Source organism: Streptomyces sp. NPDC018610, from assembly GCF_044391765.1.
GTDB lineage: Bacteria > Actinomycetota > Actinomycetes > Streptomycetales > Streptomycetaceae > Streptomyces.
Genome location: NZ_JBISAL010000008.1, coordinates 24,041 through 47,295, shown reverse-complemented (window position 1 = coordinate 47,295; position 23,255 = coordinate 24,041). Strand labels below are relative to the sequence as shown.

23 protein-coding genes are annotated in these 23,255 nt (G+C 73.3%); 7 read left to right on the top strand and 16 right to left on the bottom strand.

The annotated features are described in order from the left end of the window. The first annotated feature begins 52 nt into the window (after positions 1-52). Positions 53-490 (top strand): cell division protein SepF, encoded by a 438-nt coding sequence (locus ACH5A8_RS20975; protein ID WP_399004045.1) that lies wholly within the window; start codon positions 53-55, stop codon positions 488-490. Between the two features lie 36 nt (positions 491-526). Here the strand turns inward: ACH5A8_RS20975 and ACH5A8_RS20970 are convergent, their stop codons facing one another. Together ACH5A8_RS20970 and ACH5A8_RS20965 are read right to left on the bottom strand one after the other, a co-directional pair. Further along, the gene (locus tag ACH5A8_RS20970; RefSeq protein ID WP_399004043.1) at positions 527-1,723 is read right to left on the bottom strand and encodes an acyl-CoA dehydrogenase family protein; all 1,197 of its coding nucleotides are present in this window, start codon (positions 1,721-1,723) and stop codon (positions 527-529) included. 107 nt (positions 1,724-1,830) lie between these two features. Next, the gene (locus ACH5A8_RS20965; RefSeq protein ID WP_399004041.1) at positions 1,831-3,438 is read right to left on the bottom strand and encodes an MFS transporter; all 1,608 of its coding nucleotides are present in this window, start codon (positions 3,436-3,438) and stop codon (positions 1,831-1,833) included. Between the two features lie 256 nt (positions 3,439-3,694). On the opposite strand from ACH5A8_RS20965, the gene ACH5A8_RS20960 reads away from it, so the two are divergent. Together ACH5A8_RS20960 and ACH5A8_RS20955 are read left to right on the top strand one after the other, a co-directional pair. Continuing rightward, positions 3,695-4,933, top strand: a complete 1,239-nt coding sequence (locus tag ACH5A8_RS20960) for a hypothetical protein (RefSeq protein ID WP_399004039.1) — start codon at positions 3,695-3,697, stop codon at positions 4,931-4,933. A 275-nt stretch (positions 4,934-5,208) separates the two neighbouring features. Further along, on the top strand, positions 5,209-6,231 hold the full coding sequence (locus tag ACH5A8_RS20955; protein WP_399004037.1) for a phosphatase PAP2 family protein: 1,023 nt from the start codon (positions 5,209-5,211) through the stop codon (positions 6,229-6,231). Positions 6,232-6,250: 19 nt separating this feature from the next. On the opposite strand, the gene ACH5A8_RS20950 is transcribed toward ACH5A8_RS20955, so the two are convergent. The 3 genes from ACH5A8_RS20950 to ACH5A8_RS20940 form a co-directional block, all read right to left on the bottom strand. Further along, positions 6,251-6,466, bottom strand: a complete 216-nt coding sequence (locus ACH5A8_RS20950; protein ID WP_399004035.1) for an I78 family peptidase inhibitor — start codon at positions 6,464-6,466, stop codon at positions 6,251-6,253. 343 nt (positions 6,467-6,809) lie between these two features. After that, positions 6,810-7,820 carry a helix-turn-helix transcriptional regulator gene (locus ACH5A8_RS20945; RefSeq protein WP_399004033.1) on the bottom strand — a complete coding sequence of 337 codons (1,011 nt, stop codon included), beginning with the start codon at positions 7,818-7,820 and terminating at the stop codon, positions 6,810-6,812. A gap of 189 nt (positions 7,821-8,009) precedes the next feature. Further along, a complete protein-coding gene (locus ACH5A8_RS20940) occupies positions 8,010-8,732 on the bottom strand; it encodes a transglycosylase family protein (protein WP_399004031.1) in 723 nt (240 codons plus the stop codon). 541 nt (positions 8,733-9,273) lie between these two features. Here ACH5A8_RS20940 and ACH5A8_RS20935 point away from each other — a divergent pair. Then, positions 9,274-10,107 (top strand): hypothetical protein, encoded by an 834-nt coding sequence (locus tag ACH5A8_RS20935; protein ID WP_399004029.1) that lies wholly within the window; start codon positions 9,274-9,276, stop codon positions 10,105-10,107. A 38-nt stretch (positions 10,108-10,145) separates the two neighbouring features. Next, positions 10,146-10,520 carry a hypothetical protein gene (locus ACH5A8_RS20930; RefSeq protein WP_399004027.1) on the top strand — a complete coding sequence of 125 codons (375 nt, stop codon included), beginning with the start codon at positions 10,146-10,148 and terminating at the stop codon, positions 10,518-10,520. A gap of 233 nt (positions 10,521-10,753) precedes the next feature. Here ACH5A8_RS20930 and der read toward each other — a convergent pair whose 3' ends face one another. The 5 genes from der to aroH form a co-directional block, all read right to left on the bottom strand. Then, the gene (gene der / locus ACH5A8_RS20925; protein ID WP_399004025.1) at positions 10,754-12,238 is read right to left on the bottom strand and encodes a ribosome biogenesis GTPase Der; all 1,485 of its coding nucleotides are present in this window, start codon (positions 12,236-12,238) and stop codon (positions 10,754-10,756) included. A gap of 78 nt (positions 12,239-12,316) precedes the next feature. Next, positions 12,317-13,024, bottom strand: a complete 708-nt coding sequence (locus tag ACH5A8_RS20920) for a lysophospholipid acyltransferase family protein (RefSeq protein WP_399004023.1) — start codon at positions 13,022-13,024, stop codon at positions 12,317-12,319. After that, the gene (gene cmk / locus ACH5A8_RS20915; RefSeq protein WP_399004021.1) at positions 12,982-13,677 is read right to left on the bottom strand and encodes a (d)CMP kinase; all 696 of its coding nucleotides are present in this window, start codon (positions 13,675-13,677) and stop codon (positions 12,982-12,984) included. The genes ACH5A8_RS20920 and cmk overlap by 43 nt, the downstream gene beginning before the upstream one ends. A 224-nt stretch (positions 13,678-13,901) precedes the next feature. Then, complete coding sequence (locus ACH5A8_RS20910; RefSeq protein WP_399004019.1) at positions 13,902-14,987, bottom strand: prephenate dehydrogenase; 1,086 nt, start codon at positions 14,985-14,987, stop codon at positions 13,902-13,904. After that, positions 14,984-15,346 (bottom strand): chorismate mutase, encoded by a 363-nt coding sequence (gene aroH / locus ACH5A8_RS20905; RefSeq protein WP_399004017.1) that lies wholly within the window; start codon positions 15,344-15,346, stop codon positions 14,984-14,986. Before aroH ends, ACH5A8_RS20910 begins: the two co-directional genes overlap by 4 nt. A gap of 242 nt (positions 15,347-15,588) precedes the next feature. On the opposite strand from aroH, the gene ACH5A8_RS20900 reads away from it, so the two are divergent. Together ACH5A8_RS20900 and ACH5A8_RS20895 are read left to right on the top strand one after the other, a co-directional pair. Next, complete coding sequence (locus ACH5A8_RS20900; protein ID WP_399004015.1) at positions 15,589-16,056, top strand: Rieske (2Fe-2S) protein; 468 nt, start codon at positions 15,589-15,591, stop codon at positions 16,054-16,056. Between the two features lie 22 nt (positions 16,057-16,078). Continuing rightward, positions 16,079-16,819 (top strand): DNA polymerase beta superfamily protein, encoded by a 741-nt coding sequence (locus tag ACH5A8_RS20895; RefSeq protein ID WP_399004013.1) that lies wholly within the window; start codon positions 16,079-16,081, stop codon positions 16,817-16,819. Here ACH5A8_RS20895 and ACH5A8_RS20890 read toward each other — a convergent pair. From ACH5A8_RS20890 to ald, 6 genes are all read right to left on the bottom strand, one after another. After that, the gene (locus ACH5A8_RS20890) at positions 16,816-17,883 is read right to left on the bottom strand and encodes a pseudouridine synthase (RefSeq protein ID WP_365534770.1); all 1,068 of its coding nucleotides are present in this window, start codon (positions 17,881-17,883) and stop codon (positions 16,816-16,818) included. The two genes, ACH5A8_RS20895 and ACH5A8_RS20890, sit on opposite strands and share 4 nt — an antisense overlap. Continuing rightward, a complete protein-coding gene (gene scpB, locus ACH5A8_RS20885; RefSeq protein ID WP_399004011.1) occupies positions 17,883-18,569 on the bottom strand; it encodes an SMC-Scp complex subunit ScpB in 687 nt (228 codons plus the stop codon). Before scpB ends, ACH5A8_RS20890 begins: the two co-directional genes overlap by 1 nt. Further along, positions 18,566-19,936, bottom strand: a complete 1,371-nt coding sequence (locus tag ACH5A8_RS20880; protein WP_399004009.1) for a segregation/condensation protein A — start codon at positions 19,934-19,936, stop codon at positions 18,566-18,568. The genes scpB and ACH5A8_RS20880 overlap by 4 nt, the downstream gene beginning before the upstream one ends. Before the next feature lie 18 nt (positions 19,937-19,954). Further along, positions 19,955-20,545: a hypothetical protein gene (locus tag ACH5A8_RS20875; RefSeq protein ID WP_399004007.1), complete on the bottom strand. Its 591-nt coding sequence runs from the start codon at positions 20,543-20,545 to the stop codon at positions 19,955-19,957. Next, positions 20,530-21,666: a ParA family protein gene (locus tag ACH5A8_RS20870; protein WP_399004005.1), complete on the bottom strand. Its 1,137-nt coding sequence runs from the start codon at positions 21,664-21,666 to the stop codon at positions 20,530-20,532. Before ACH5A8_RS20870 ends, ACH5A8_RS20875 begins: the two co-directional genes overlap by 16 nt. Positions 21,667-22,078: 412 nt before the next feature. Continuing rightward, the gene (ald, locus tag ACH5A8_RS20865; protein ID WP_399004003.1) at positions 22,079-23,203 is read right to left on the bottom strand and encodes an alanine dehydrogenase; all 1,125 of its coding nucleotides are present in this window, start codon (positions 23,201-23,203) and stop codon (positions 22,079-22,081) included. Between the last annotated feature and the right edge of the window lie 52 nt (positions 23,204-23,255).

The following is a 23,255-nucleotide window of genomic DNA, read 5'->3' as shown; positions in this document are numbered from 1 at the left end:
GATGACCATAGGGATGCGGAAGTACGAAAGACCGCTGTGAGAGGAGGCGTCCATGGGATCGGTACGCAAGGCGAGTGCGTGGCTCGGCCTCGTCGACGACAACGAAGACGAGCGCTACTACGACGACGACTACTCCGAGGGTGCCGAGTCCGGGGACGCCTGGGTGACCGACCCGCGGGTGAAGGTCGCCACGGACACGGCCGAGGAGAAGGGCCGCCGGATCGGCACGGTGACGCCGGACAGCTTCCGCGACGCCCGTGCCATCGGCGAGCTGTTCCGCGACGGCGTGCCCGTCATCGTGAACCTGACGGCCATGGAGGCGGGCGACGCCAAGCGCGTGGTCGACTTCGCCGCCGGGCTGGTCTTCGGCCTGCGCGGCTCGATCGACCGGGTCTCCACCCGGGTCTTCCTGCTCTCCCCCGCCGACACCGAGATCGTCAGCGGGGACCCCGCGGCGTACCGGTCGGACGGTTTCTTCAACCAGAGCTGAGGCAGGGCCGCACGCCGGCCCTGCCCCGTCCGGGGCTCACCGGAAGGCGTCGAGACCGGTGAGCGCCTTGCCCAGCACGAGCTGGTGCATCTCGACGGTGCCCTCGTAGGTGAGCACCGACTCCAGGTTGGTCGCGTGCCGCATCACGGGGTACTCCAGGGAGATCCCGTTGGCGCCGAGGATCGTGCGCGCCGTGCGGCAGATCTCGATCGCCTCCCGCACGTTGTTGAGCTTGCCGAAGCTGACCTGCTCGGGACGCAGGCGGCCGGCGTCCATGCGCCGCCCCAGGTGATGGGCGAGCAGGATCCCCTTGTGCAGTTCCACCGCCATGTCGGCGAGCTTGGCCTGGGTGAGCTGGAAGCCGCCGATGGGCCTGCCGAACTGCTCACGCGACTTCGCGTACTCCACGGCGGCCTCGAAGCTCGCGCGGGCCGCGCCCATGGCACCCCACACGATGCCGTAGCGGGCGTGGGAGAGGCAGCTGAGCGGGCCGCGGAGCCCGGTGACCTCGGGCAGCACGGCGTCGGCGGGCAGCCGTACGTCGTCGAGGACGAGTTCGCTGGTGACGGAGGCGCGCAGCGACCACTTGTGCTTGATCTCGGGGGCGGAGAAGCCGGGCGTGTCGGTGGGGACGGCGAAGCCGCGGATGCCGTCCTCGGTCTGCGCCCACACCACGGCGACACCGGCCACGGAGCCGTTGGTGATCCACATCTTGCGGCCGCTCAGGACCCAGTCGCCGCCGTCCCGCTTGGCGTGGGTGCGCAGGGAGGCGGGGTCGGAGCCGTGGTCGGGCTCGGTCAGCCCGAAGCAGCCGATCACCTCGCCGGCCGCCATCGCGGGCAGCCACCGCTGCTTCTGCTCCTCGGAGCCGAAGCGGTGGATGGCGTACATGGCGAGCGAGCCCTGCACGGAGACCAGCGACCGGATCCCGGAGTCGGCGGCCTCCAGCTCCAGACAGGCCAGCCCGTACTGGACGGCGGAGGCGCCGGCGCAGCCGTAGCCGGTCAGCGACATCCCGAGCGCCCCGATCGCACCCAGCTCGCGGGCCAGCTCCCGGATGCCGGGCAGCTCGCCCCTCTCGTACCACTCGGCGACGTGCGGCAGCACGCGGTCGGCGGCCCAGGCGCGCACGGTGTCGCGGACGGCGAGGTCCTCCGGCTCCAGCAGGTCGTCGATCCCGAGCGGGTCGGCGGGGTCGAACGGGGGCAGCGACGATTTCGACGACGCCGGCATGGGCACCTCCGACTAGTAAACTAGCACCGCTAGTTAAACGACTCTGGCGCCGACGTTACGACGCGAGGTGCCCCACGTCCAGCGTCCCGGGGCGACGCGCGCCGTGCTCACGCCGAGACGCGGGGCCGCTCGACCTCCCGCTGGGCGGGCAGCTCGACCCCGCCGTCCTCGCCCTCGCACTGCATCACCCGCGGCAGGCGGCACGCGGCGACCGCGCCCAGCAGCAACAGCACGGCGCTCACCAGCAACGTCACGTGCAGCCCGTGCACGAAGGAGTCCCGGGCCGCGCGCCGCAGCGCCTCCCCCGGCGCCCCGCCGAGCCGTCCGGCGACCTCGTAGGCCTCCCCCAGGGAGTGCGACGCCGCCGCCGCGTCCCCGGCCGGCACGCCCGGCACCCGCGCGAGCCCCGGCGCGTACGCCGCGTTCATCACCGTCCCCAGCAGCGCGATGCCCATCCCCGCGCCGAGCTGGTACGAGGTCTCGCCGATCGCCGCTGCGCCACCCGCCCGGGCCGGCGGCGCCTCGCTCAGCATCGACTCGTACGCCCCGAACAGCGTCGTCTCCAGACCGAAGCCGAGCAGCACGAAACCGGACAGCAGCAGCCGTGAGTCGTCCTCGCCGCCCATCGCGGTCAGCACCAGCACCGCGGCGGCCGTCACGCAGAAGCCGGCGCACACCATCCGGCGCGGCCCGAACCGCCGCAGCATCCGCGCCCCCAGCAGCCCGGCCGCCATCGCGGCGAAGGTCAGCGGCAGCAGCCGCAGCCCCGTGCCGAGAGGCGACAGTCCGAGGACCAGCTGGAGGTACTGCGCCGCGATCAGCTCCAGACCGACCAGCGCCAGCATCGCCAGCACGATGCAGCCCACCGCCGTGCTGAACGCGGGCCGCGCGAACATCCCGAGGTCCACCAGCGGATGCGTCCTGCGCCGCTGCCGTCGCACGAACGTCACCAGCAGCACCGCCCCGACCAGCAGCGGGCCCAGGGTGAGCACGCTCAGCACGGGCTCGCCGCCGCCGAGCCGCTTCACGCCGAGCACCGCGCAGAACAGGCCGACCGCCGCCATCAGGGCGCCGGTCACGTCCCAGGGCCCGTCCCGGTCGCCGGTCGACTCGGGCAGCAGCAGCCGGCCCACCGGCAGGCTGACCAGCATCAGCGGGATGTTGACGAGGAAGACCGACCCCCACCAGAAGTGTTCGAGGAGGAAGCCGCCGAGCAGCGGTCCGACGGCCGCGCCGACCGCGGCGACCGCGCTCCAGACGCCGATGGCCAGCGCCCGTTCGCGCCGGTCGGGGAAGACCTGCCGCAGGATCGACAGCGTCGCCGGCATGATCATGGCGCCGCCGACGCCGAGCAGTGCCCGCGCGAGGATCAGGAGCTGCGGATTCGGCGCGAAGGCCGCCACGGCGGAGGCGACGCCGAAGATGCCGTAGCCCAGCAGCAGGATCCGTCTGCGGCCCACCCGGTCGCCCAGCGTGCCGAACAGGATCAGCAGCGAGGCGCAGACCAGCGGATAGGTGTCGACGATCCAGAGCAGTTCGATCGCGCCGGGCCTCAGGTCCTCGGTGACGGCGGGCACCGCCACGTGCAGGACGGTCGCGTCCACCGCGACCAGCAGCAGGCTGACGCAGAGCACGACCAGGACGACCCAGCGGTTCGCACCGGCCCCGGCCGTCCGACGGCGCAGCCGGGCGGAGACCGTGGTCGTCCCGGACATGTGCGTACCTCCCAGATGAGCCCTCGCGTCCGGCGGGCCCACGGGCGGGGACTCCCTGGCTCGGCCGGTGAGGAGCGGCTCCCCCGGCCCACGGCGCGGTGCGCGAGTGACACGTCAGCGTACGCGAGTCCTTCCCGGTCACACGTGGCCGACCTCTCACACTCCGGCGGAACCCGTGTGGCGTACGCCACGCCCCGTACCGGGGGACACGCCCCGGCCGGCGGGCCGGTTCCGGCCCCGGTCGATAATCGAGCCCGTGATCGATCAAGCGACGCGTGCCGCCCCGGCCCGGCCCTCGGCCCTGCGCCGGGCCGCCCCGGCCCTCCTCGGGTACGCGGCCGTGCGCGCCCTGGGCCTGCTGACCCTGGCCGTGTGGAGCGCCGCGCGCGGCAAGAGCGCGTACACGCTGCTCACCGCCCGCTGGGACTCCCTCTGGTACGCCAGGGTGGCCGGCGGCGGTTACGGCTACGAGGTACGACTCGCGAACGGTGACGTCCACTCCGACCTGGCCTTCTTCCCGCTGCTGCCGTGGCTGGAACGGCTGCTCGCCGCGGTGGCCCCGCTGTCGTACGCCGACGCGGGCTTCGTCGTGAGCCTGCTCGCCTCGCTCGCCGCCGCGTGGGGGATCTTCGCGGTGGCCGACCACGTGTACGGCCACCGGGACGAGCTGCCGGGGCCCGGGACCGGCGGCGGGCGGGCCGGGCTCTTCGCGGTGCTGCTGTGGGCGGCGCTGCCGGTCGGGATCGTGCAGTCGATGGCGTACAGCGAATCGCTGTTCACGGCGCTCGCCGCCTGGTCCCTCTACTGCGTGCTCACCGGACGTTGGGCGGGCGCGGGCGCGCTGGCGCTGGCGGCGGGACTGACCCGGCCGGTCGGACTGGCGGTGGTCGCCGCGGTGTGGACGGCGGCCGTCCTCTCTTTCGTGCGCAACCGGAGCACACCCCGGCCGCACGGCGCGCGGACCGGGCCGCACACCCCCGCGTCCGCCCCCCGCTCCCCCGTCCACCGCGTCCTCGGCATGCTGCTCGCCCCGCTCGGCGCCGCCGGGTACGTCCTGTGGGTCGGCCGACGCACCGGCGGGGGCCTCTTCGGCTACCTCGACGTGCAGGCCGGCTGGCGCAACGGCTTCGACGGCGGCTACGCCTTCGCCCGCTTCGTCGCCGACAAGCTCACCTCGTTCCCCTCGGCCCTGGCCGGGCTCGGCCTGATCGCCGGGGTCGGCCTGCTCGTGCGGCTGTACGTCGTCGGGGTGCGGCAGGGGCAGCCGGTGCCGCTGCTGGTGTATTCGGGGGCCATCACCGCGCTGGCGCTGTGCGCGTCGAGCTACTTCGGCTCCAAGCCGCGCCTGCTGCTGCCCGCCTTCCCGCTGCTGCTGCCGCTCGCGGCGGCCCTCGCCCGGACGCGGGCGGCCCGGGCGGCACTGCTGGTGAGCGGCGTCGCGCTCGCCTCGGCGCTCTACGGGGCGTTCTGGCTGAACGGCTCCGGCCCACCATGATCGACTTTCCCGGGCGGCGGCGGTCCCGCCCGACGGCCACCGCCGGGCGTCCGCCGTGTACGGGCGGTGAATTCGGCCCGAGCGTTCGGTCAACGCATTCATAAGCGCGCAATAAGGGTTTGCCGGAATGATCAAAGGAAATGCAGGCCGGCGGGCGCGAGGAATACCGAATCCGGGGAAATAAAGACCCGTTGAGAGCAATCCCACATCACATCGTCATCACAAACCACGTGATTCGTCAGGGAACAGACCTCACTCGCTGTAACGTCGATTAGGTGCGTACCGAAGGAACCGTCACCCGCCTGGACCGGGTGTTCGCCAGGCTGGACCGTGAGCCGCAACGGCCGGCGCACATCGACGTGCCGCGGATGAGCCGGCACCGGGTCGTGCTGTTCTCGGCGATCCTCGCCTTCTACCTGGCGATCGTCTGGGCCGTGGTGACCACTTCCTGGCTGGTCCGCCTCGACTGGCAGGTCATGTTCTTCCGGCCGTACCAGCAGTGGCCGCAGATCCACGCGTTCCTCGACTACTACGTGGTGCTGGGCCAGCGCGGTCCGACCGCGGTGATGATCGCCTCCTGGCTGGGCTGGCGCGCCTGGCGGCAGCACACCCTGCGCCCGCTGCTCGTCCTCGCCACCTCACTGATGCTGCTGAACGTCACGGTCGGCGCCGCCAAGTACGGCATGGGACGCCTCGGTCCGCACTACGCGACCGTCATCGGGTCCAACGAGATGTGGCGCGGCGGCGATATATTCCCCAGCGGCCACACCGCCAACGCGGTGATGACCTGGGGCATCCTGGCCTATCTGGCCTCGACCCCGAGAGCGCGCCGCTGGCTGTCGGCGCTGTCCGCGGTCACCGCGCTCGGCGTCGGCCTCACCACCGTCTACCTGGGCACCCACTGGCTGAGCGACGTGCTCCTCGGCTGGGCGGCAGGCCTGCTGAACCTGCTGGCGCTGCCGTGGTTCGAGCCGCTGATCGCCCGGACCGAGACCTGGCTCTTCGACCTGCGCGACCGCTGGCGCGCCCGGTACGGCCGCGCGGTGCCGGTGCCCGCGCCCGCCGTCCCCGCGGGCGCCCCGGGGATGCTCAAGCCGCGCGCCCCCGCACCGGAGGAGGCCCCGGCGACCAGAGAGGCGGTCGGCGCGGGCCGCGCGCCCCGGGCGCCGGCCTACCACCACGCCCCGGCCCCGCACACGACCCGGGCCGAGCGCACCCCGGTCACCCCGGCCGGCAGCCGCCGGCCGCCGCACTCCGACCGCGTCCCGCGCGGCACCACCTCCGCGGTCCGCCCCTGACGGGCGGGCCGTCGGCCGTTCAGCCCTTCCAGGCGCGGGCCACGCGGCCGCCCTCCACCTCGAAGTTGAGCCGCCCGAACCGGTACTCCATGGTGATGACCGTGCCCGGCGGCAGCGACCGCACGGTGGACCAGCCCCGCTCGCGCGCCAGCCGCTCGGCCTGCCCGGCCTCCAGGCCGACGTACCCTTCGGGACTGTCCTGCGGCTCCGCGGGCGGAGTGGGAATCGGTGCCATACGGCCACGCTAGGCCCTGGCCCGCGGTCGCGGAAGCCCATCCGCCGCCGCGCCCCACGCACCTTCACTGTCACATTTCTGTCACAGGACGACGCCCTTCGGCCGTGGCGAACTCCGTCCGTCGGCACAGCGCCGCGCCGGGCCTCGCGGGGCCATTCGAACGCAATTCCCCATGCTCGGCGCGGCCTCCGCCGGACCTCGGCACGACCGCGGGAAAACCCCGGCGGAAAGGGCGCGGGAATCGCTTCCGGGCCCGGTTCGCGGTCGAGTTCGGCCGGGCATTCACCGCCCGGACCCCACGGTTTCCGCACGACCCGGCAAATCCCGGCGCCGCACAGGAATTTCACCGTTCCGGCACAGAATCCCCTCCGCGCGCCGGGCCGTCCGGGCCGCCGCGGGCCAGCGCGGCGTCCAGCCGGTCCCGGGCGGCCCGGAGCGCCCCGGTCAGCTCGGCGGGCTCCAGCACCTCGAACGGGAGGCCCGTCATCAGCACGTGGACGACCATCGTGTCCAGGTCCGCCGCCCCCGTGCGCAGGATGCAGGCGTCCGGCCCGTCGGGCTCCAGCGTCCCGGCCGAGGGGGAGATCCGTCCGGCCGCCTCCTGCTGCGGCACCAGCAGCCGCACGACGGCACGCTCGGCGTACACGCGCGTGGAGACGCCCTCGGAGACGTAGGCGGCGAGGTCGTCGGCGGGCGGGGTGCGCGGGACGAACCGCGGGCCGTGCGGCGGCCTGGGGGTGATCCGGTCGACGCGGAAGGTGCGCCAGTCCTCGCGGTCGAGGTCCCAGGCGACGAGGTACCAGCGGTGCTCGGTGCACACCAGCCGGTGCGGTTCGACGATCCGCCGGCTCACGGCGCCGTCGTGGCCCCGGTAGGCGAAGCGCAGCCGCTCGGCGTCCCGGCACAGGTGGGCCAGCTCCGTCAGGACGGCGGGGTCGACCGCCGACGGCATGGGCTCGCGCAGCATCGGCACGGTGTAGGCGTTGAGGGCGCTCACCCGGCGGCGCAGCCGGCCCGGCAGCACCTGTTCGAGTTTGGCCAGCGCCCGCACGGAGGTCTCCCCGATGCCCTCGATGCCCTGCCCGGCCGCCGTGCGCAGCCCGACGGCGACGGCGACCGCCTCGTCGTCGTCCAGCACCAGCGGGGGCAGTTCGGCGCCCGCGCCCAGTTGGTAGCCGCCCCCGGTGCCGGGACTGGCGTTGACCGGGTAGCCGAGCTCGCGCAGCCGGTCCACGTCCCGGCGCACCGTGCGCGGGGTGACGCCGAGCCGTTCGGCCAGTTCGGCCCCGGACCACTCGCGGTGGGCCTGGAGCAGTGAGAGCAGACGCAGCAGTCGTGCCGAGGTCTCCAGCATGCGGCGAGTCTGCCAGGCCTCGCGGACAGCTTCTGTCCGCGAGGCGGTTTCCGTCCGCGAGCGGGCTCGCCGCCTCGAGGCGGCTTCCGGCCCGGGGCGGCGAGGCGGCGAACGCCGTGCCCCCGCCCGGTCGGCGGACCGGGCGGGGGCACGGCCGCGCTCCACGGGCGGGAGCGGTGGACCGGGCGGTCAGAGTGCCAGGCGCTGGCCCGGCACGATGAGGTCGGGGTCGCCGCCGATGACGGACGCGTTGGCGGCGTAGAGCCGCTGCCAGCTGCTCCCGTGCCGGGCGGCGATGCCGCTCAGCGTGTCACCGGCGCGCACGGTGTAGGCGCCGTGGGACGCGCTCGACGGCGTACCGCCCGTCCCGCGCGCCGGGGCGGCGTTGCGCTCGGTCCGGGCCTGCTCGTGGGCCGACTCGTAGGAACTGCGGGTCTTGTGGTCCTTGTTCGCCGACCCGCCGGTCCCGGCACCCGAGGACGAGCCGGAACCGGAGCCGGAACCTGAGCCGGCCGCCGGTGCGCCGCCGAAGGCCCCGGCGCGGGCCGAGCACACGGGCCACGCGCCCCAGCCCTGGGCCTGCTGGACCCGGGTGGCGACGGCGATCTGCTGGGCCCTGGAGGCCCGGTCGGCGGTGGGGGCGTAGGCCGTGCCGCCGTAGGCGCGCCAAGTCGAGGCGGCGAACTGCAGCCCGCCGTAGTAGCCGTTGCCGGTGTTGATGTGCCAGTTGCCGCCGCTCTCGCACCGGGCGATGCGGTCCCACACCCCGCCGTCCGCCGCGTGGGCGCCGCCGGCCGTCGCCAGCAGGCCGAGCGGGGCGAGCAGGGCCGCCCCGGCCAGGACGGCGGTGGTCCGCGCCCTACGGGCGCCGTGGTGCTGGGAGTCGGCGTGAGTATCGGCACATTCGGACATGTGGATCCCTCTCGGACGACCCGGGGTACCCCGTGGCGTGGGCGCTCCGCCGCGCGGGAACGCGGTCGAGGCGCCCGCCCCGTCCGCCGGGCGGGGTCGTGCTGGGCGGTGCTGGGCGGTGCGGTCGGCGGACGTACCCGGGCGGTGCTCGGTGCACACGGCGGAGGAATGTAGGGAGCGCGGCCCGCGCAGATCAACCAAAGGCCCGTTCCGGCAGGCCAGTTGCGGGTTACCAAAGGTATCGGCTTTTTTCGGCCACCCACTTCATTCGCTGATTTCCTGATTTGTCGACCAGCGGCACGGTATTCCTGTGACCCACTTCACCCGGCCAAGCCCCTTTACAGAACGACGAGTTGACGATGAGTGGCGGATTCCGCACCAGTGGTGACCGTGGGCGCAGGATGGTTCGATTCGGTTCGCCTGAGTGCGTGACTCCCGCCACAGATCGTCCGTTGTCTTCTTCATGAGCCGGGGGCCCTCCCGGTTCCTGGGCCGGGAGCCACCCGGTCCCGCCACGCACCGCATCCCGAGGGAGCCACCCGTGCCGCGCATGCTCGACGTCAGCGACGCCGTACGCGCCGAGATCGGCGACGAAGAGGCCGACCGGCTGCTCGCCGGAGACAACGCCCCGGGCAGTTACGACTGCACGTCCTGCCGCACCCCCGGCGACTCCGCGCAGGAGCGCACCAGCACCGTCCTGTTCGTCGGGGACGAGACCGCCGTCCTCGCCTTCGCCCACGCCACCTGCCTGCCCTCGCAGGTCGTCCAGGTCACCGAGGAGCAGCTGCGCGGCGCGGTCCGCTCCATCAACGCCGACACGGGCGCCCACGGCGGCGTACCGGCCCAGGGCGTGCCGCCGCAGGCCGCGCCCCAGCAGGTCCCGGCGCACGCCGCCGCCCCGGAACAGGCCGTGCTCGGGGTGACCAGCGGCCTGGTCCTGATCGCCGGGGAGCTGCACCCCGCGCTCGTGGTCGAGCCGACCGCGCCCATCGTGCGCCCGGGCACGACCGGCCCCGGCGACGAGTTCCTGCAGCTGCTCGTGGAGCAGGGCTACCAGCCGGCGCCCTCCCTCGACGCCGTGCCGCCCGTGCTGCACGGCTGGTCGGTGCTGCTCGCCATGGGGCAGTTGCACGCCGTCCTCCAGCCCGGGACGGACGGCGGCCGGCCGGTTGCCTGGTGGCAGGCGCACCAGCCGCTCCAGGTCACCGAGGGCTGGCGGGCCGCCGCCAACAAGCACCAGCAGGTGCTGCTCTACGCGGCGCCGGTCGGGTCCATCGGCCGCCAGCCGCGCGAGGACCTGCTGCGCGACGCCCTGGACAAGGCGGCGGTCCGCGGCAGGCTGGTCGCGGCCACGCTGCCGCTGGCCGGTACCTGAGCCCGCATCCCTTCCGGCCCGGGGTCGTTTGGACATACGTGCACGCATACGACGTTCCCCGCCGCCAGCCCTACCCGCCGATCCGGTCCGCCCGCTCCGCCCAGGATCCGCACGGCGGCCCCTCGGCCACGCCGATCTACGACGCGCTCTACGCCGAGTACGTCAAGACCTACCGCGCCCTGCCGGGTGACCGCAGCGGCGAGGAGGAGCTGGGTTTCGTCGCGTTCGGCAACCTGTCGCACGGCGCGGGCTCGAACGCGTACGTGGCCTACGGCGGAGGGGCGTACGGCGTCCGGCACGGCACGGGACAGCAGCAGGCGCAGTGGCAGCGCGTCGGGACGCTGGGACGGCAGGAGCCCGCGGCGCACCACGTCCCGGCGGCGCTCCCACCCGCCCCGCGCCGCGGCGACTGACCGTGGACGACGAGAGAGGGCGGCTCCCGCGGGAGGCCGGCCACCAACGGCTCCGGGCGACAACTGGTTGGCGGCCCCCAGCTCGCGCCCCCGGACCGAGCAGTGGTTTGGGGGGGGCGCGCCGGCCCCCCCCCGCGCGGGGGCCCCCCCCCCCCCCCCCGCGCGGGGCCGCCGCCGGGGGCCCCCCGCGGGGGGGGGCCCCCGGGGGCCCCCCCCCTCTCTCGTCGTCCGTGCTACTTCTTCTTGGCGCCGCGCTTCTCGCGCACCCGCACCGAGATATGGATCGGCGTGCCCTCGAAGCCGAACTCCTCGCGCAGCCGGCGCTCGATGAAGCGCCGGTAGCCGGCCTCGATGAAGCCGGAGGCGAACAGGACGAACCGCGGCGGCTTGGTGCCGGCCTGGGTGCCGAAGAGGATGCGCGGCTGCTTGCCGCCCCGGATCGGGTGCGGGTGGGCCGCGACCAGCTCGCCGAGGAAGGCGTTGAGGCGGCCGGTCGGCACCCGGGTCTCCCAGCCGGCCAGCGCCGTCTCGATCGCCGGGACCAGCTTCTCCATGTGCCGTCCGGTGCGCGCCGAGACGTTCACCCGCGGCGCCCACGCGATCTGCGCGAGGTCGGTCTCGATCTCCCGCTCCAGGTAGAAGCGGCGCTCCTCGTCGAGGGTGTCCCACTTGTTGTAGGCGACGACGAGCGCGCGGCCCGCCTCGACCGCCATGGTGATGATGCGCTGGTCCTGCACCGAGACGGACTCGGAGGCGTCGATCAGGACGACGGCCACCTCGGCCTTCTCCACGGCGGCGGCGGTGCGCAGCGAGGCGTAGTAGTCGGCGCCCTGCTGGAGGTGGACGCGCTTGCGGATGCCCGCGGTGTCCACGAACTTCCAGGTGATCCCGCCCAGCTCGATCAGCTCGTCGACCGGGTCGCGGGTGGTGCCGGCCAGTTCGTTGACGACGACCCGCTCCTCGCCCGCGACCTTGTTCAGCAGCGAGGACTTGCCGACGTTGGGGCGGCCGATCAGGGCCACCCGGCGCGGGCCGCCGACGCCCGTGCCGCCGAACGTCTCGCGCGGCGCCTCGGGCAGCACCTCCAGGACACGGTCCAGCATGTCGCCGGTGCCGCGGCCGTGCAGCGCCGAGACCGGGTGCGGCTCGCCGAGGCCCAGCGACCACAGGTAGGCGGCGTCGGCCTCGCCGCTGGGGCCGTCCACCTTGTTGGCGCACAGCACCACGGGCTTGCCGGCCTTGCGCAGCAGCCGGACGACCGCCTCGTCGGTGTCGGTGGCGCCGACCTTGGCGTCGACGACGAAGACGACCGCGTCGGCGGCTTCGATGGCGTACTCGGCCTGGACGGCCACGGAGGCGTCGATGCCAAGGACGTCCTGCTCCCAGCCGCCGGTGTCGACGACCTTGAAGCGGCGGCCCGCCCACTCGGCCTCGTAGGTGACGCGGTCGCGGGTGACGCCCGGCTTGTCCTCCACGACGGCCTCGCGGCGGCCGATGATCCGGTTCACCAGGGTCGACTTGCCGACATTGGGGCGGCCGACGACGGCGAGCACGGGCAGCGGGCCGTGTCCGGCCTCCTCGATGGCGCCCTCGACGTCCTCGACGTCGAAGCCCTCTTCCGCGGCGAGCTCCATGAACTCCGCGTACTCGGCGTCGCCGAGCGCCCCGTGCTCGTACTCGTGCGCGGCCGAGCCGTCGGGCTGGATGTCGTCGTTCATGAAGTCCGTACCTCGTAGTTCATCGTGGTGGTCGGTGGGGCACCGCCGGTTCGCGGTGATCCACTACTCAAGTGTCGCCTAGCGGCTGGTCAGCCGCCTGGCGTTTTCCAGGTGGGCGGTCAGCTGCTTCTGGATGCGCTCGGTGGCCTCGTCCAGCGCCCTGCGGGTGCGCCGCCCCGAGCCGTCGCCCGCCTGGAACGGGGCGCCGAAGACGACGTCCACGCGGGAGCGCAGCGGAGGCAGCGCCTTTACCAGTGTGCCGCCGCGCTCCGCGCTTCCCAGCACCGCCACCGGGACGACGGGCGCCCCGCTGCGGACCGCGAAGTAGGCGAGCCCGGCGCGCAGGGAGGCGAAGTCGCCCTCGCCCCGGGTGCCCTCCGGGAAGATGCCGAGGACACCGCCGGCGTCCAGGACGCCGAGGGCGCGGGTGATCGCCGTGCGGTCGGCGGAGTGGCGGTCCACCTCCAGCTGGCCGATGCCGGTCAGGAAGGAGCCGAGCGGGCCGACGAACGCCTCCTTCTTGATCAGGAAGTGCACCGGCCGGGGCGCCACGCCCATGACCATGGGGCCGTCGATGTTGTGCGAGTGGTTGACGGCGAGGATCACCGGGCCGTTCGCGGGCACCTTCCAGGCGCCCAGCACACGCGGGCGCCACAGCCCGTACATCAGGCCGACGCCGATCCGGCGGCCGACGTCGGCACCGCGCTCCGACGGGAGGCCCGCCGTGCGCTGCGGCGGAAGGCTCACTTCGCGGCCCGCTTCTCCTCGACGAGGGTGACGACGCACTCGATGACCTGGGCGAGGGTGAGGTCGGTGGTGTCCACCTCGACCGCGTCGCCGGCCTTGGCCAGCGGGGAGGTCTTGCGGCTGGAGTCGGCGGCGTCCCGCTTGATCAGGGCCTCGCGGGTGGCGTCGACGTCGGCGCCCTTGAGCTCGCCGCTGCGGCGGGCGGCCCGGGCCTCGGCGGAGGCGGTGAGGAAGATCTTCAGGTCGGCGTCGGGCAGCACGGTGGTGCCGATGTCGCGGCCCTCGACGACTATGCCGACCGGGGCGGAGGCGGCCAGCGAACGCTGGAGCTCGGTGATGGTGGTCCGCACCTCCGGCACGGCGCTGACCGCGCTGACCTTGGAGGTGACCTCCTGGGTGCGGATCGGGCCGGCCACGTCCACGCCGTCGACGGTGATCGTCGGGTGGGCCGGGTCGGTGCCGGAGACGATCTCGGGCTTGCCGGCCACGGCGGCGATCGCGGTCGGATCGTCGATGTCGATGCCGTTGGTCACCATCCACCAGGTGATCGCCCGGTACTGGGCGCCGGTGTCCAGGTAGCTCAGGCCGAGCTGGGCGGCGACGGCCTTGGACGTGCTCGACTTGCCCGTGCCGGAGGGGCCGTCGATGGCGACAATCACGGGCTGGGCGGTCCGGGCGGCGCCGTTTTCCACAGCGGGGCACCTTCCTGGTGAAGGGTGGTGGTCGGATGTGCGGGACGCGAGGTCCCCGTCGTCGTGTCCGGGGGGCGTCCCGCACAAGGTTACTGGCTCCCCGGAGCCCTCCTGACGGGCGAGTGCCCGCGGCCTCGGACCCGCCCGGCCCCGCCGACCGGGCGGCGCGGACGAACGGCGGCCCCGCCGCCGAGGGAGTGCCCGGGCGACGGGGGGCGGCTCGTCTACTGGCGGACCGCCCAGCCGCGCTCGCGCAGGGCGGCGGTGAGGACCGGCACCGCCTTCGGCTCGACCATCAGCTGCACCAGACCGGCCTGCCGACCCGTCGCGTGCTCGATGCGGACGTCCTCGATGTTGACCCCCGCCATCCCGGCGTCGGCGAAGATGCGGGCCAGCTGTCCGGGCTGGTCGTCGATGAGGACGACGACGGCCTCGTACGCCCGCGGCGCGGCCCCGTGCTTGCCGGGCACCCGGACCTGGCCGGCGTTCCCCCGGCGCAGCACGTCCTCGATGCCGGCGCCGCCCGCGCGGCGCTCGGCCTCGTCGGCGGACTGCAGCGCGCGCAGCGACCGCACCGCCTCGTCCAGGTCGGCGGCGACGTCGGAGAGCAGGTCGGCGACCGGGCCGGGGTTCGCGGAGAGGATGTCGATCCACATGCCCGGGTCGGAGGCGGCGATCCGGGTGACGTCCCGGATGCCCTGCCCGCACAGCCGTACGGCGGATTCCTCGGCGTGCTCCAGGCGTGCGGCGACCATGCTGGAGACCAGGTGGGGCATGTGGGAGACGAGGGCGACCGCGCGGTCGTGGGCGTCGGCGTCCATGACGACCGGCACCGCGCGGCAGTGCGACACCAGTTCCAGCGCCAGGTTCAGCACCTCGGTGTCGGTGTCGCGGGTCGGGGTGAGCACCCACGGGCGGCCCTCGAAGAGGTCGGCGGTCGCGGCCAGCGGGCCGGACTTCTCCCGGCCCGACATGGGGTGGGTGCCGATGTAGCCGGTCAGGTCCAGGCCCAGCGCCTGGAGTTCGCGGCGCGGTCCGCCCTTGACGCTGGCCACGTCCAGGTAGCCGCGGGCCACGCCCCGGCGCATGGCGTCGGCGAGGACGTCCGCCACGTACGCGGGCGGCGCGGCCACGACGACGAGGTCCACCGGCCCCTCCGGGGCCTCGTCCGTGCCCGCGCCGAGGGCGGCCGCCGTACGGGCCTGCCCGGGATCGTGGTCGGCCAGGTGCACGGTCACACCGCGCCCGGCCAGGGCCAGGGCGGCGGAGGTGCCGATGAGCCCGGTGCCGATGACGAGTGCGGTCCTCACTGGGCGATGTCCTTGCGCAGGGCGGCCGCCGCGCCGAGGTAGACGTGGGCGATCTCGGAGCGCGGCCGGTCGGACTCGATGTGCGCGAGGACGCGGACCACGCGGGGCATGGCGCCCTCGATGTCCAGCTCCTGGGCGCAGATCAGCGGCACGTCGACGATGCCGAGCCGGCGGGCCGCGACCGCCGGGAAGTCGCTGTGCAGATCGGGGGTGGCCGTGAACCAGATGCTGATCAGGTCGTCGGCGCCCAGCCCGTTCCGCTCCAGGACGGCGGTGAGCAGGGCCTCCACCTGTTCGCTCATGTGGCCGGCCTCGTCCCGCTCCAGCTGGACGGCTCCCCGGACCGCTCGTACCGCCACGGCGCTGCTCCTTGCTGACGTGTCTGTGCTGACGTGTGCGTCGGACTTGGGCGTCCAGCCTAGTCAGCCCCGGTGCGGGCGGTGCGCGCCGCCCGCCCGCTGAGACGTGCGAGGCAAAGGACGAGAAAAATACGATCCGCGGCACTCGCCCGATTTGCTTCTCCTTGGGGCTTATCGATGGGAGGATACTGCCCGCTCCACTCGGAGCGATCTTCCTCCTCGGCACCCCTCGGAGCGACGGCATGACTCAGGGATCGACGGGATCGTCCCGGCGCACGGTTCTCGCGACGGGCGCTGTGGCGCTCGTCGCCGGTTGCAGCGACTCGAACTCGGCCGACACCGGCTCGTCCGAGCTGTCCCCCGCCGCCTCGGCGCCGGCCTCCTCGGCCGCCGCGGCCGGGTCCTCCTCGCCGAGCGCCATGGCGCAGGAACTCACCAGCACGAGCGACATCCCGGTGGGCGGCGGGAAGGTCTTCGCCGAGCACAAGATCGTCGTCACCCAGCCGAAGAAGGGCGAGTTCAAGGCGTTCTCCGCCGTCTGCACGCACCAGGGCTGCACGGTGGCCAAGGTCGCGGACGGCACCATCGACTGCCCCTGCCACGGCAGCATGTTCCATGTCGCCGACGGCTCGGTGGCCCGGGGACCGGCGGCCCATCCGCTGGCCCCGAAGAAGATCGAGGTGTCGGGAAATTCCATCCGCCTGACGTGAGGTCGCGCGTACGCTCCGGGTCATGCAGCCCGAGGACCTGGTACGCGACCACACGATCTACGCCTGTGTCATGGGCTCGCGGGCCTTCGGACTGGCGACGGACGACAGCGACACGGACCGCCGGGGGGTGTTCGTCGCCCCCACCCCGCTCTACTGGCGTTTCGAGAAGCCGCCGACGCACGTGGACGGCCCGCTGCCCGAACAGTTCAGCTGGGAGCTGGAACGCTTCTGCGAGCTGGCCCTGCGCGCCAACCCCAACATTCTGGAGTGCCTGCACTCCCCGCTCGTGGAGTACGCCGACGACACGGGCCGTGAGCTGCTCGCCCTGCGGCAGGCGTTCCTGTCCCGCCGCGCGCACGAGAGTTTCACGGGCTACGCGCTCGCCCAGCGCCGCAAGCTCGACGCCGACCTGCGCACGCACGGCGTCCCGCGCTGGAAGCACGCCATGCACCTGCTGCGCCTGCTCACCGGCGCCCGCGACCTCCTGCGCACCGGACGCCTCACCGTCGATGTCGGCGAGGAGCGCGAACGCCTGCTGGCGGTCAAGCGCGGCGAGATCCCCTGGCCCCGGATCGAGACCTGGATGGCGCGCCTGGCGGCCGAGGCCGAGGAGGCCGCCCGCCGCACGCCGCTGCCCGGGGAACCCGACCTGCGCCGCGTGGCGGACTTCCTGCACCGCGTCCGCCGCGCCTCGGCCTGCCGCGAGCCCCTGGGAACCACGGATCCGGTGGAAGCCGGCAGTCCCCAGGGGGCCGGGCTCTAGAGGTCGACCTCCTGCATCAGCATGCCGACCTCGGTGTTGGACAGGCGGCGCAGCCAGCCGGACTTCTGGTCGCCCAGGGTGATGGGGCCGAAGGCGGTGCGGACCAGCTTGTCGACGGGGAAGCCGGCCTCGGCGAGCATGCGGCGCACGATGTGCTTGCGGCCCTCGTGAAGGGTGACCTCGACGAGGTAGTTCTTGCCGGTCTGCTCGACCACCCGGAAGTGGTCCGCGCGCGCGTAACCGTCCTCCAGCTGGATGCCGTCCTTCAGGCGCTTGCCCAGGTCGCGCGGGATCGGGCCGACGATGTGCGCGAGGTAGGTCTTGCGCACGCCGTACTTGGGGTGCGTGAGGCGGTGCGCCAGCTCACCGTGGTTGGTGAGCAGGATGACGCCCTCGGTCTCGGTGTCGAGCCGGCCCACGTGGAACAGGCGCGTCTCCCGGTTGGTGACGTAGTCGCCGAGGCACTGGCGGCCCTCCGGGTCCTCCATGGTGGAGACGACGCCGGCGGGCTTGTTCAGCGAGAAGAACTGGTACGACTGCGTGGCCACGGTCAGGCCGTCGACCTTGACCTCGTCCTTCTCCGGGTCGACCCGCTTGCCCTGCTCCAGCACGATCTCGCCGTTGACCTCGACACGGGCCTGCTCGATCAGCTCCTCGCAGGCGCGCCGCGAACCGTAGCCGGCGCGGGCGAGCACCTTCTGCAGCCGCTCGCCCTCCTGCTCGGCGCCCGGGAAGGTCTTGGGCGGCTTGATGTCCTTCTTGCCGGCGTAGCGCTCGCGGTTGCGCTCCTCGGCCCGCGCCTCGTACTCGCGCGAGCGCGCCGGGGCCGTGCGGCCGCCGCGCTGCTGGCCCTGCTTGGGGCCGCCCTTGGCGCCGCCGCGGGCCGCGCCGCCGCGGCCCGCCTTCGGGCCGTCCTTCGTGGCGCCGGGGCCCACGTCGTAGCGGCGCTCCTCGGGACGGGGCTTGCGGGGGCGGCCCTGCCCCTGCTTGTCGTCCCTGTCGTTGCCGGCGCCGCGGTGGTTGCCGCGCCCGCCGTGTCCGCCGTTCCTGCCGCTGCTTCGCATCAAATGTCCGTCTGGTCGTCTGCGTCGTCGTACCCCCGGACGGTCGCCCGGGGACCCGGGCCGTCATCGGGGGCGTCCGGGTCGAACGACGGCACCCCTTCCTGGGTCTCGGCCTCGATCGCCTCCGCCTCCGGGAGGAAGGGCGCGAGCTCCGGGAGCTCGTCCAGACCGCGCAGGCCCATCCGCTCCAGGAAGTAGTTCGTCGTCGTGTACAGGATCGCACCTGTTTCGGGTTCCGTGCCCGCCTCCTGGACCAGCCCGCGCTGGAGCAGGGTCCGCATCACGCCGTCGCAGTTGACTCCGCGCACGGCGGAGACCCGGCTGCGGCTGACCGGCTGCCGGTAGGCGACCACGGCCAGGGTCTCCAGCGCGGCCTGGGTGAGCCGGGCCTGCTGGCCGTCCAGGACGAAGGTCTCCACGGCCGCCGCGTACTCGGGGCGGGTGTAGAAGCGCCAGCCCCCGGCGACCGTCCGCAGCTCGAAGCCGCGTCCCTGCACGGTGTACTCGTCGGCCAGCTCGCGCAGCGCGTCCGCGATCTGCCGCCGGGGCCGCTGGAGGGTCTTGGCGAGCTGCTCCTCGGTCGCGGGCTCGTCCACGACCATGAGGACGGCCTCCAGGGCGGGCTTGAGGTCGAGATCGGCGACGGCACGCAGGCCGGCCGGGACCTCGGCGGTCTCCTCGCTCACGGCTTCCTCTCCTTGTCGGGCTCCTCGGGCTGCTCGGGCGGCCGGTCGAACTCGTCGGTGACCATCGGCGCGTTCTCGCCGTCTCCGCCGGTCCACCGCACGGTGAGCTCGCCGAGGGCCGTCTCCTGCTCCAGGGCGACGGCCTTCTCCCGGTACAGCTCCAGCAGGGCGAGGAAGCGGGCGACGACGGTCAGGGTGTCGTCGGTGTCCTCGACCAGGGTGCGGAAGCCGGCCTCGCCGAGCTCGCGCAGCCGGGCGACGACGATCGCGGCCTGTTCCTGCACGCTGACCAGGGGCGCGTGGATGTGGTCGACGTACACCTGCGGCTTGGGCCTGGGCTGCATCGCCTTGACGGCGAGCCTGGCGAAGCCCTCCGGGCCGATGCTGATGACCACCTCGGGCAGCAGTTCGGCGTGGTGGGGTTCGAGTCCGACGGTACGGGGGTACCGGCGCGCCTCCTCGTCCAGCCGGGCGTTGAAGATGTCGGCGATCTGCTTGTACGCCCGGTACTGGAGCAGCCGCGCGAAGAGCAGGTCGCGGGCCTCCAGCAGGGCGAGGTCGGCCTCGTCCTCCACCTCGGCGGCGGGCAGCAGCCGGGCCGCCTTCAGGTCGAGCAGCGTGGCGGCCACGACCAGGAACTCGGTCGTCTCGTCGAGGTCCCAGTCCGGGCCCATGGCCCGGATGTGCGCCATGAACTCGTCGGTCACCTTCGACAACGCGACCTCGGTGACGTCGAGCTTGTGCTTGGCGATCAGCTGGAGCAGCAGGTCGAAGGGGCCCTCGAAGTTCGAGAGCCGCACCTTGAAGACACCGCCGTCAGCGCCGTCCTCGTCGGCCTCGGTCCCCGTCCCGGCCCCGGACCCGCCACCGGCTCCGCCCTGCGCGGCCGCCGCCGCGGCGGCGGCCGGGGCCGCACCGGACACCGGGACGGGCCGGGACGCGGTGTCCGACCGGGACGCCGTGCGCGGGCGGAGCACCGGAGCCGTCAGCGACTCGTCCACCGGCTCGTCGGGCGTCGCGGGCGCCCCGGGCCGCGCGGTCTCGTCGGGCGTCACGGAGACGGGCGTCACGCGGACCTGGGACCGCGCCGGCCCCTTCGAGACGCCGGGCACGCGGGACGGCGCCGGCTCGTCGGGCGCCTCGGGCCGCGTGGCGTCGTCGGGTGTCGCGGAGGCCTCAGGGGCCTCGGGCCGGGCCGGGTCTTCCGGGGCGGCGGGCTCCTGGGGCCGGGGCGGCTCGGCGGCCGAGGGCGCCTGGGGCGGCGTCGGGGCGGCGGACGGAGCGGGCCCCGGAGCGCTCGCTCCCGGTCCCCTGCCCAGCACACGTCTGCGGCCGGGGCCGGCCGGGGGAACGTCGTTCGAGGTCATGACCTCCGCAGGCTACCGCTACCGCCCGCGCAGCCGTCGTACGAGGATGCTGGCGTCCCCGCGGGTCTCCAGATCGGCGAGGACGACCGCCACCGCCTCGCGGACGATGCGCCCGCGGTCGACGGCCAGTCCGTGCTCGCCGCGCAGCACCAGGCGGGCGTGCTCCAGGTCCATGAGTTCCTCGGCGGACACATAGACCGTGATCTTCTCGTCGTGCCGCTCGCGCCCGCTGGGCCGCCGGGCCGCCGCCCGGCCGCGCTTGCGCGGCTGCGGCTGGGCCTGCGCGGGAACGGAACCCTCCGGTGCGCCCGGGCGCCGCCCGGAGCGCTCCGGGGCGGACTCCGTGGCGCCGCGGCTGCGGGACTCGCCGGCCCCGGCCGGGTCCGCGTCGGCCGCGACGTGCTCCGCGCCCGCGCCGTCGCCGCCCTGCGCGGGCACCGACTGCGGGGCGTCCTCCGCCGGGGCGGAGGAGGGATCGCTCTCCCCCGCGGGAGCGGGCACCCTGGCCTCGCCGCCGGCCTGGCGCCGGGGAGTGGACGCCTGGAGCGCCGTCCCCCCTGTCGTACGGAACAGTTCGTCGGCCCCGGGCAGACTCACTCGGCGTGACACCGGGCGAGCACCTCCCTGGCGAGCTGGCGGTAGGCGGCGGCGCCGACGGAGTTGGAGGCGTAGGTGGTGATCGGCTCGCCGGCGACCGTGGTCTCCGGGAAGCGGACCGTACGCCCGATGACCGTGTGGTACACGTGGTCGTCGAACGCCTCCACGACGCGTGCGAGCACCTCACGGCTGTGCACGGTGCGCGAGTCGTACATCGTGGCGAGGATCCCGTCGAGCTCCAGCTCCGGGTTGAGGCGCTCCTGGACCTTCTCGATGGTCTCGGTGAGCAGCGCGACACCGCGCAGCGCGAAGAACTCGCACTCCAGCGGCACGATCACCTTGTGCGCGGCCGTGAGGGCGTTGACGGTGAGCAGGCCGAGCGAGGGCTGGCAGTCGATGACGATGTAGTCGTAGTCGTCCATCAGCGGCTTCAGGGCGCGCTGCAGCGTCGACTCGCGCGCGACCTCGGAGACCAGCTGGACCTCGGCGGCCGACAGGTCGATGTTGCTGGGCAGCAGGTCCATGTTGGGGACCGCCGTCTTCAGCAGGACCTCGTCCGCGGACATGCCCCGCTCCATGAGCAGGTTGTAGACGGTGAGGTCGAGCTCCATCGGGTTGACGCCGAGACCGACCGACAGCGCGCCCTGCGGGTCGAAGTCCACGAGCAGCACCCGGCGGCCGTACTCCGCGAGCGCGGCGCCCAGGTTGATGGTCGACGTCGTCTTGCCGACGCCGCCCTTCTGGTTGCACATCGCGATGATCTTCGCGGGGCCGTGATCGGTCAGCGGGCCCGGGATCGGGAAGTACGGCAGCGGGCGTCCGGTCGGGCCGACGCGCTCACGGCGCTGGCGGGCCGCGTCGGGCGCGAGCGTGGCCGCGTACTCGGGGTCGGGCTCGTACTCGGCGTCGGGGTCGTAGAAGTGCCCCTCGGGCAGTTCGTCGTAGTCGGCGAAGTGGTTGTGGGGCGCGCCACTTCCGTCGCCGGCCATGGCGTTCACGTGATGGCCATCCATGCTCTGGTGTCCTGGCTGGGTCACCCCTGGGAACCGGTGACCCTGGTGGGCTGCGAAGGTGCGCACAGCGACGGAGCCGACAGCCTCGAGCCCCGTGGAGTTCTGGCTCCGCGCAGGCATTCCTGGTTGACCACCCCCGGGAGTAAATGTCGACTCATTCACAAGTCGTCTTACCTCCTTGGTGACCAGGGAACTTCTAGACAGGTCAGCGTGGCACCATGCCGACGATTGGCGACTCTATGGCGTGTCGGGCGTCCGCAGCAACACAATCCGCCGGACCCGGCCCGATGTGTCGGCAATGGAACATCCCCCTGTCAAGGGCGTACAACCGTCGCACAGCAGGTTTCACCGGTGCGTGAATCGGTCGAATGGTTGCGTTCGAGGCGAGTTGGCCGAGTGCGGCGAAGTGACCATACACACACCCGGCCGGACCTTGTCGGGCAAGGTCCGGCCGGGTGTGTGGGGTTGACGACACGTGTTGACGTATCGCCTTTTGCCCGTGGGCGACTTGACGACCGGGGCGGCCGGCCGGTCAGCCGAGCAGGGTCTCCAGCTCGACGTGCTCCAGGTTGTGCGCCTCGGCGACCTCGCGGTAAACGACCTTGCCGTCATGGGTGTTGAGGCCCTTGGCCAGTGCGGCGTCGCGGCGCAGCGCCTCCACCCAGCCGTTGTTGGCGAGCGAGACGATGTACGGCAGCGTGGCGTTGGTCAGCGCGTAGGTGGAGGTGTTGGGCACCGCGCCGGGCATGTTGGCCACGCAGTAGAAGACCGAGTCGTGGACCTTGAAGGTCGGCTCGGCGTGCGTGGTGGGGTGGGAGTCCTCGAAGCAGCCGCCCTGGTCGATCGCGATGTCGACAAGGACACTTCCGGCCTTCATCCGGGACACCAGCTCGTTGGTGACCAGCTTGGGCGCCTTGGCGCCCGGGATGAGAACGGCGCCGACGACGAGGTCGGCCTCCAGGCAGGCCTTCTCCAGCTCGAAGGCGTTGGAGACGACGGTCTGGATCTTCGTGCCGAAGATCTTGTCGGCTTCCTTGAGCTTGTTGATGTCCTTGTCGAGCAGGGTCACGTGGAAGCCCAGGCCGATGGCGATCTGCGCGGCGTTCCAGCCGGAGACGCCGCCGCCGATGATGACGGCCTTGCCGGCGGGCACGCCCGGGACGCCGCCCGGCAGCACACCGCGGCCGCCGTTGGCGGCCATCAGCTGGTAGGCGCCGACCTGCGGGGCGAGACGGCCGGCCACCTCGGACATCGGGGCGAGCAGCGGCAGGGCGCGGTTCGGCAGCTCGACGGTCTCGTAGGCGATCGCCGTGGTGCCGGACTCCAGGAGGGCGTCCGTGCACTCCTTGGAGGCGGCCAGGTGCAGGTAGGTGAAGAGGATCTGGTCCTTGCGGAGGCGGTGATACTCCTCGGCGACCGGCTCCTTGACCTTCAGCAGCAGGTCGGCGGAGGCCCAGACCTCGTCGGCCGTCTCCAGGATCTCGGCGCCGGCGGCCAGGTACTCCGCGTCCGGGATCGAGGAGCCGACGCCGGCGTTCCGCTCGACGACGACCTGGTGGCCGTTGCGCACCAGCTCGTGCACGCCGGCGGGGGTGATGGCCACCCGGAACTCGTTGTTCTTGACCTCGCGGGGGATGCCGACCTTCACGTCGATCACGGTCCTTGGCTCAGGGAATGTGGGGCAATACAAGACGTACCCCGGCATGCGT

What these genes read in the sequence shown, in the direction of transcription:
- ACH5A8_RS20870 (WP_399004005.1), bottom strand. Translation starts at nt 21,666, where the DNA reads ATGCCTGCGCGGAGCCAGAACTCCACGGGGCTCGAGGCTGTCGGCTCC.
- ACH5A8_RS20880 (WP_399004009.1), bottom strand. Translation starts at nt 19,936, where the DNA reads ATGACCTCGAACGACGTTCCCCCGGCCGGCCCCGGCCGCAGACGTGTG.
- ACH5A8_RS20895 (WP_399004013.1), top strand. Translation starts at nt 16,079, where the DNA reads ATGCAGCCCGAGGACCTGGTACGCGACCACACGATCTACGCCTGTGTC.
- ACH5A8_RS20975 (WP_399004045.1), top strand. Translation starts at nt 53, where the DNA reads ATGGGATCGGTACGCAAGGCGAGTGCGTGGCTCGGCCTCGTCGACGAC.
- ACH5A8_RS20970 (WP_399004043.1), bottom strand. Translation starts at nt 1,723, where the DNA reads ATGCCGGCGTCGTCGAAATCGTCGCTGCCCCCGTTCGACCCCGCCGAC.
- ACH5A8_RS20890 (WP_365534770.1), bottom strand. Translation starts at nt 17,883, where the DNA reads ATGCGAAGCAGCGGCAGGAACGGCGGACACGGCGGGCGCGGCAACCAC.
- ACH5A8_RS20940 (WP_399004031.1), bottom strand. Translation starts at nt 8,732, where the DNA reads ATGTCCGAATGTGCCGATACTCACGCCGACTCCCAGCACCACGGCGCC.
- ACH5A8_RS20900 (WP_399004015.1), top strand. Translation starts at nt 15,589, where the DNA reads ATGACTCAGGGATCGACGGGATCGTCCCGGCGCACGGTTCTCGCGACG.
- ACH5A8_RS20950 (WP_399004035.1), bottom strand. Translation starts at nt 6,466, where the DNA reads ATGGCACCGATTCCCACTCCGCCCGCGGAGCCGCAGGACAGTCCCGAA.
- ACH5A8_RS20945 (WP_399004033.1), bottom strand. Translation starts at nt 7,820, where the DNA reads ATGCTGGAGACCTCGGCACGACTGCTGCGTCTGCTCTCACTGCTCCAG.
- der (WP_399004025.1), bottom strand. Translation starts at nt 12,238, where the DNA reads ATGAACGACGACATCCAGCCCGACGGCTCGGCCGCGCACGAGTACGAG.
- ACH5A8_RS20965 (WP_399004041.1), bottom strand. Translation starts at nt 3,438, where the DNA reads ATGTCCGGGACGACCACGGTCTCCGCCCGGCTGCGCCGTCGGACGGCC.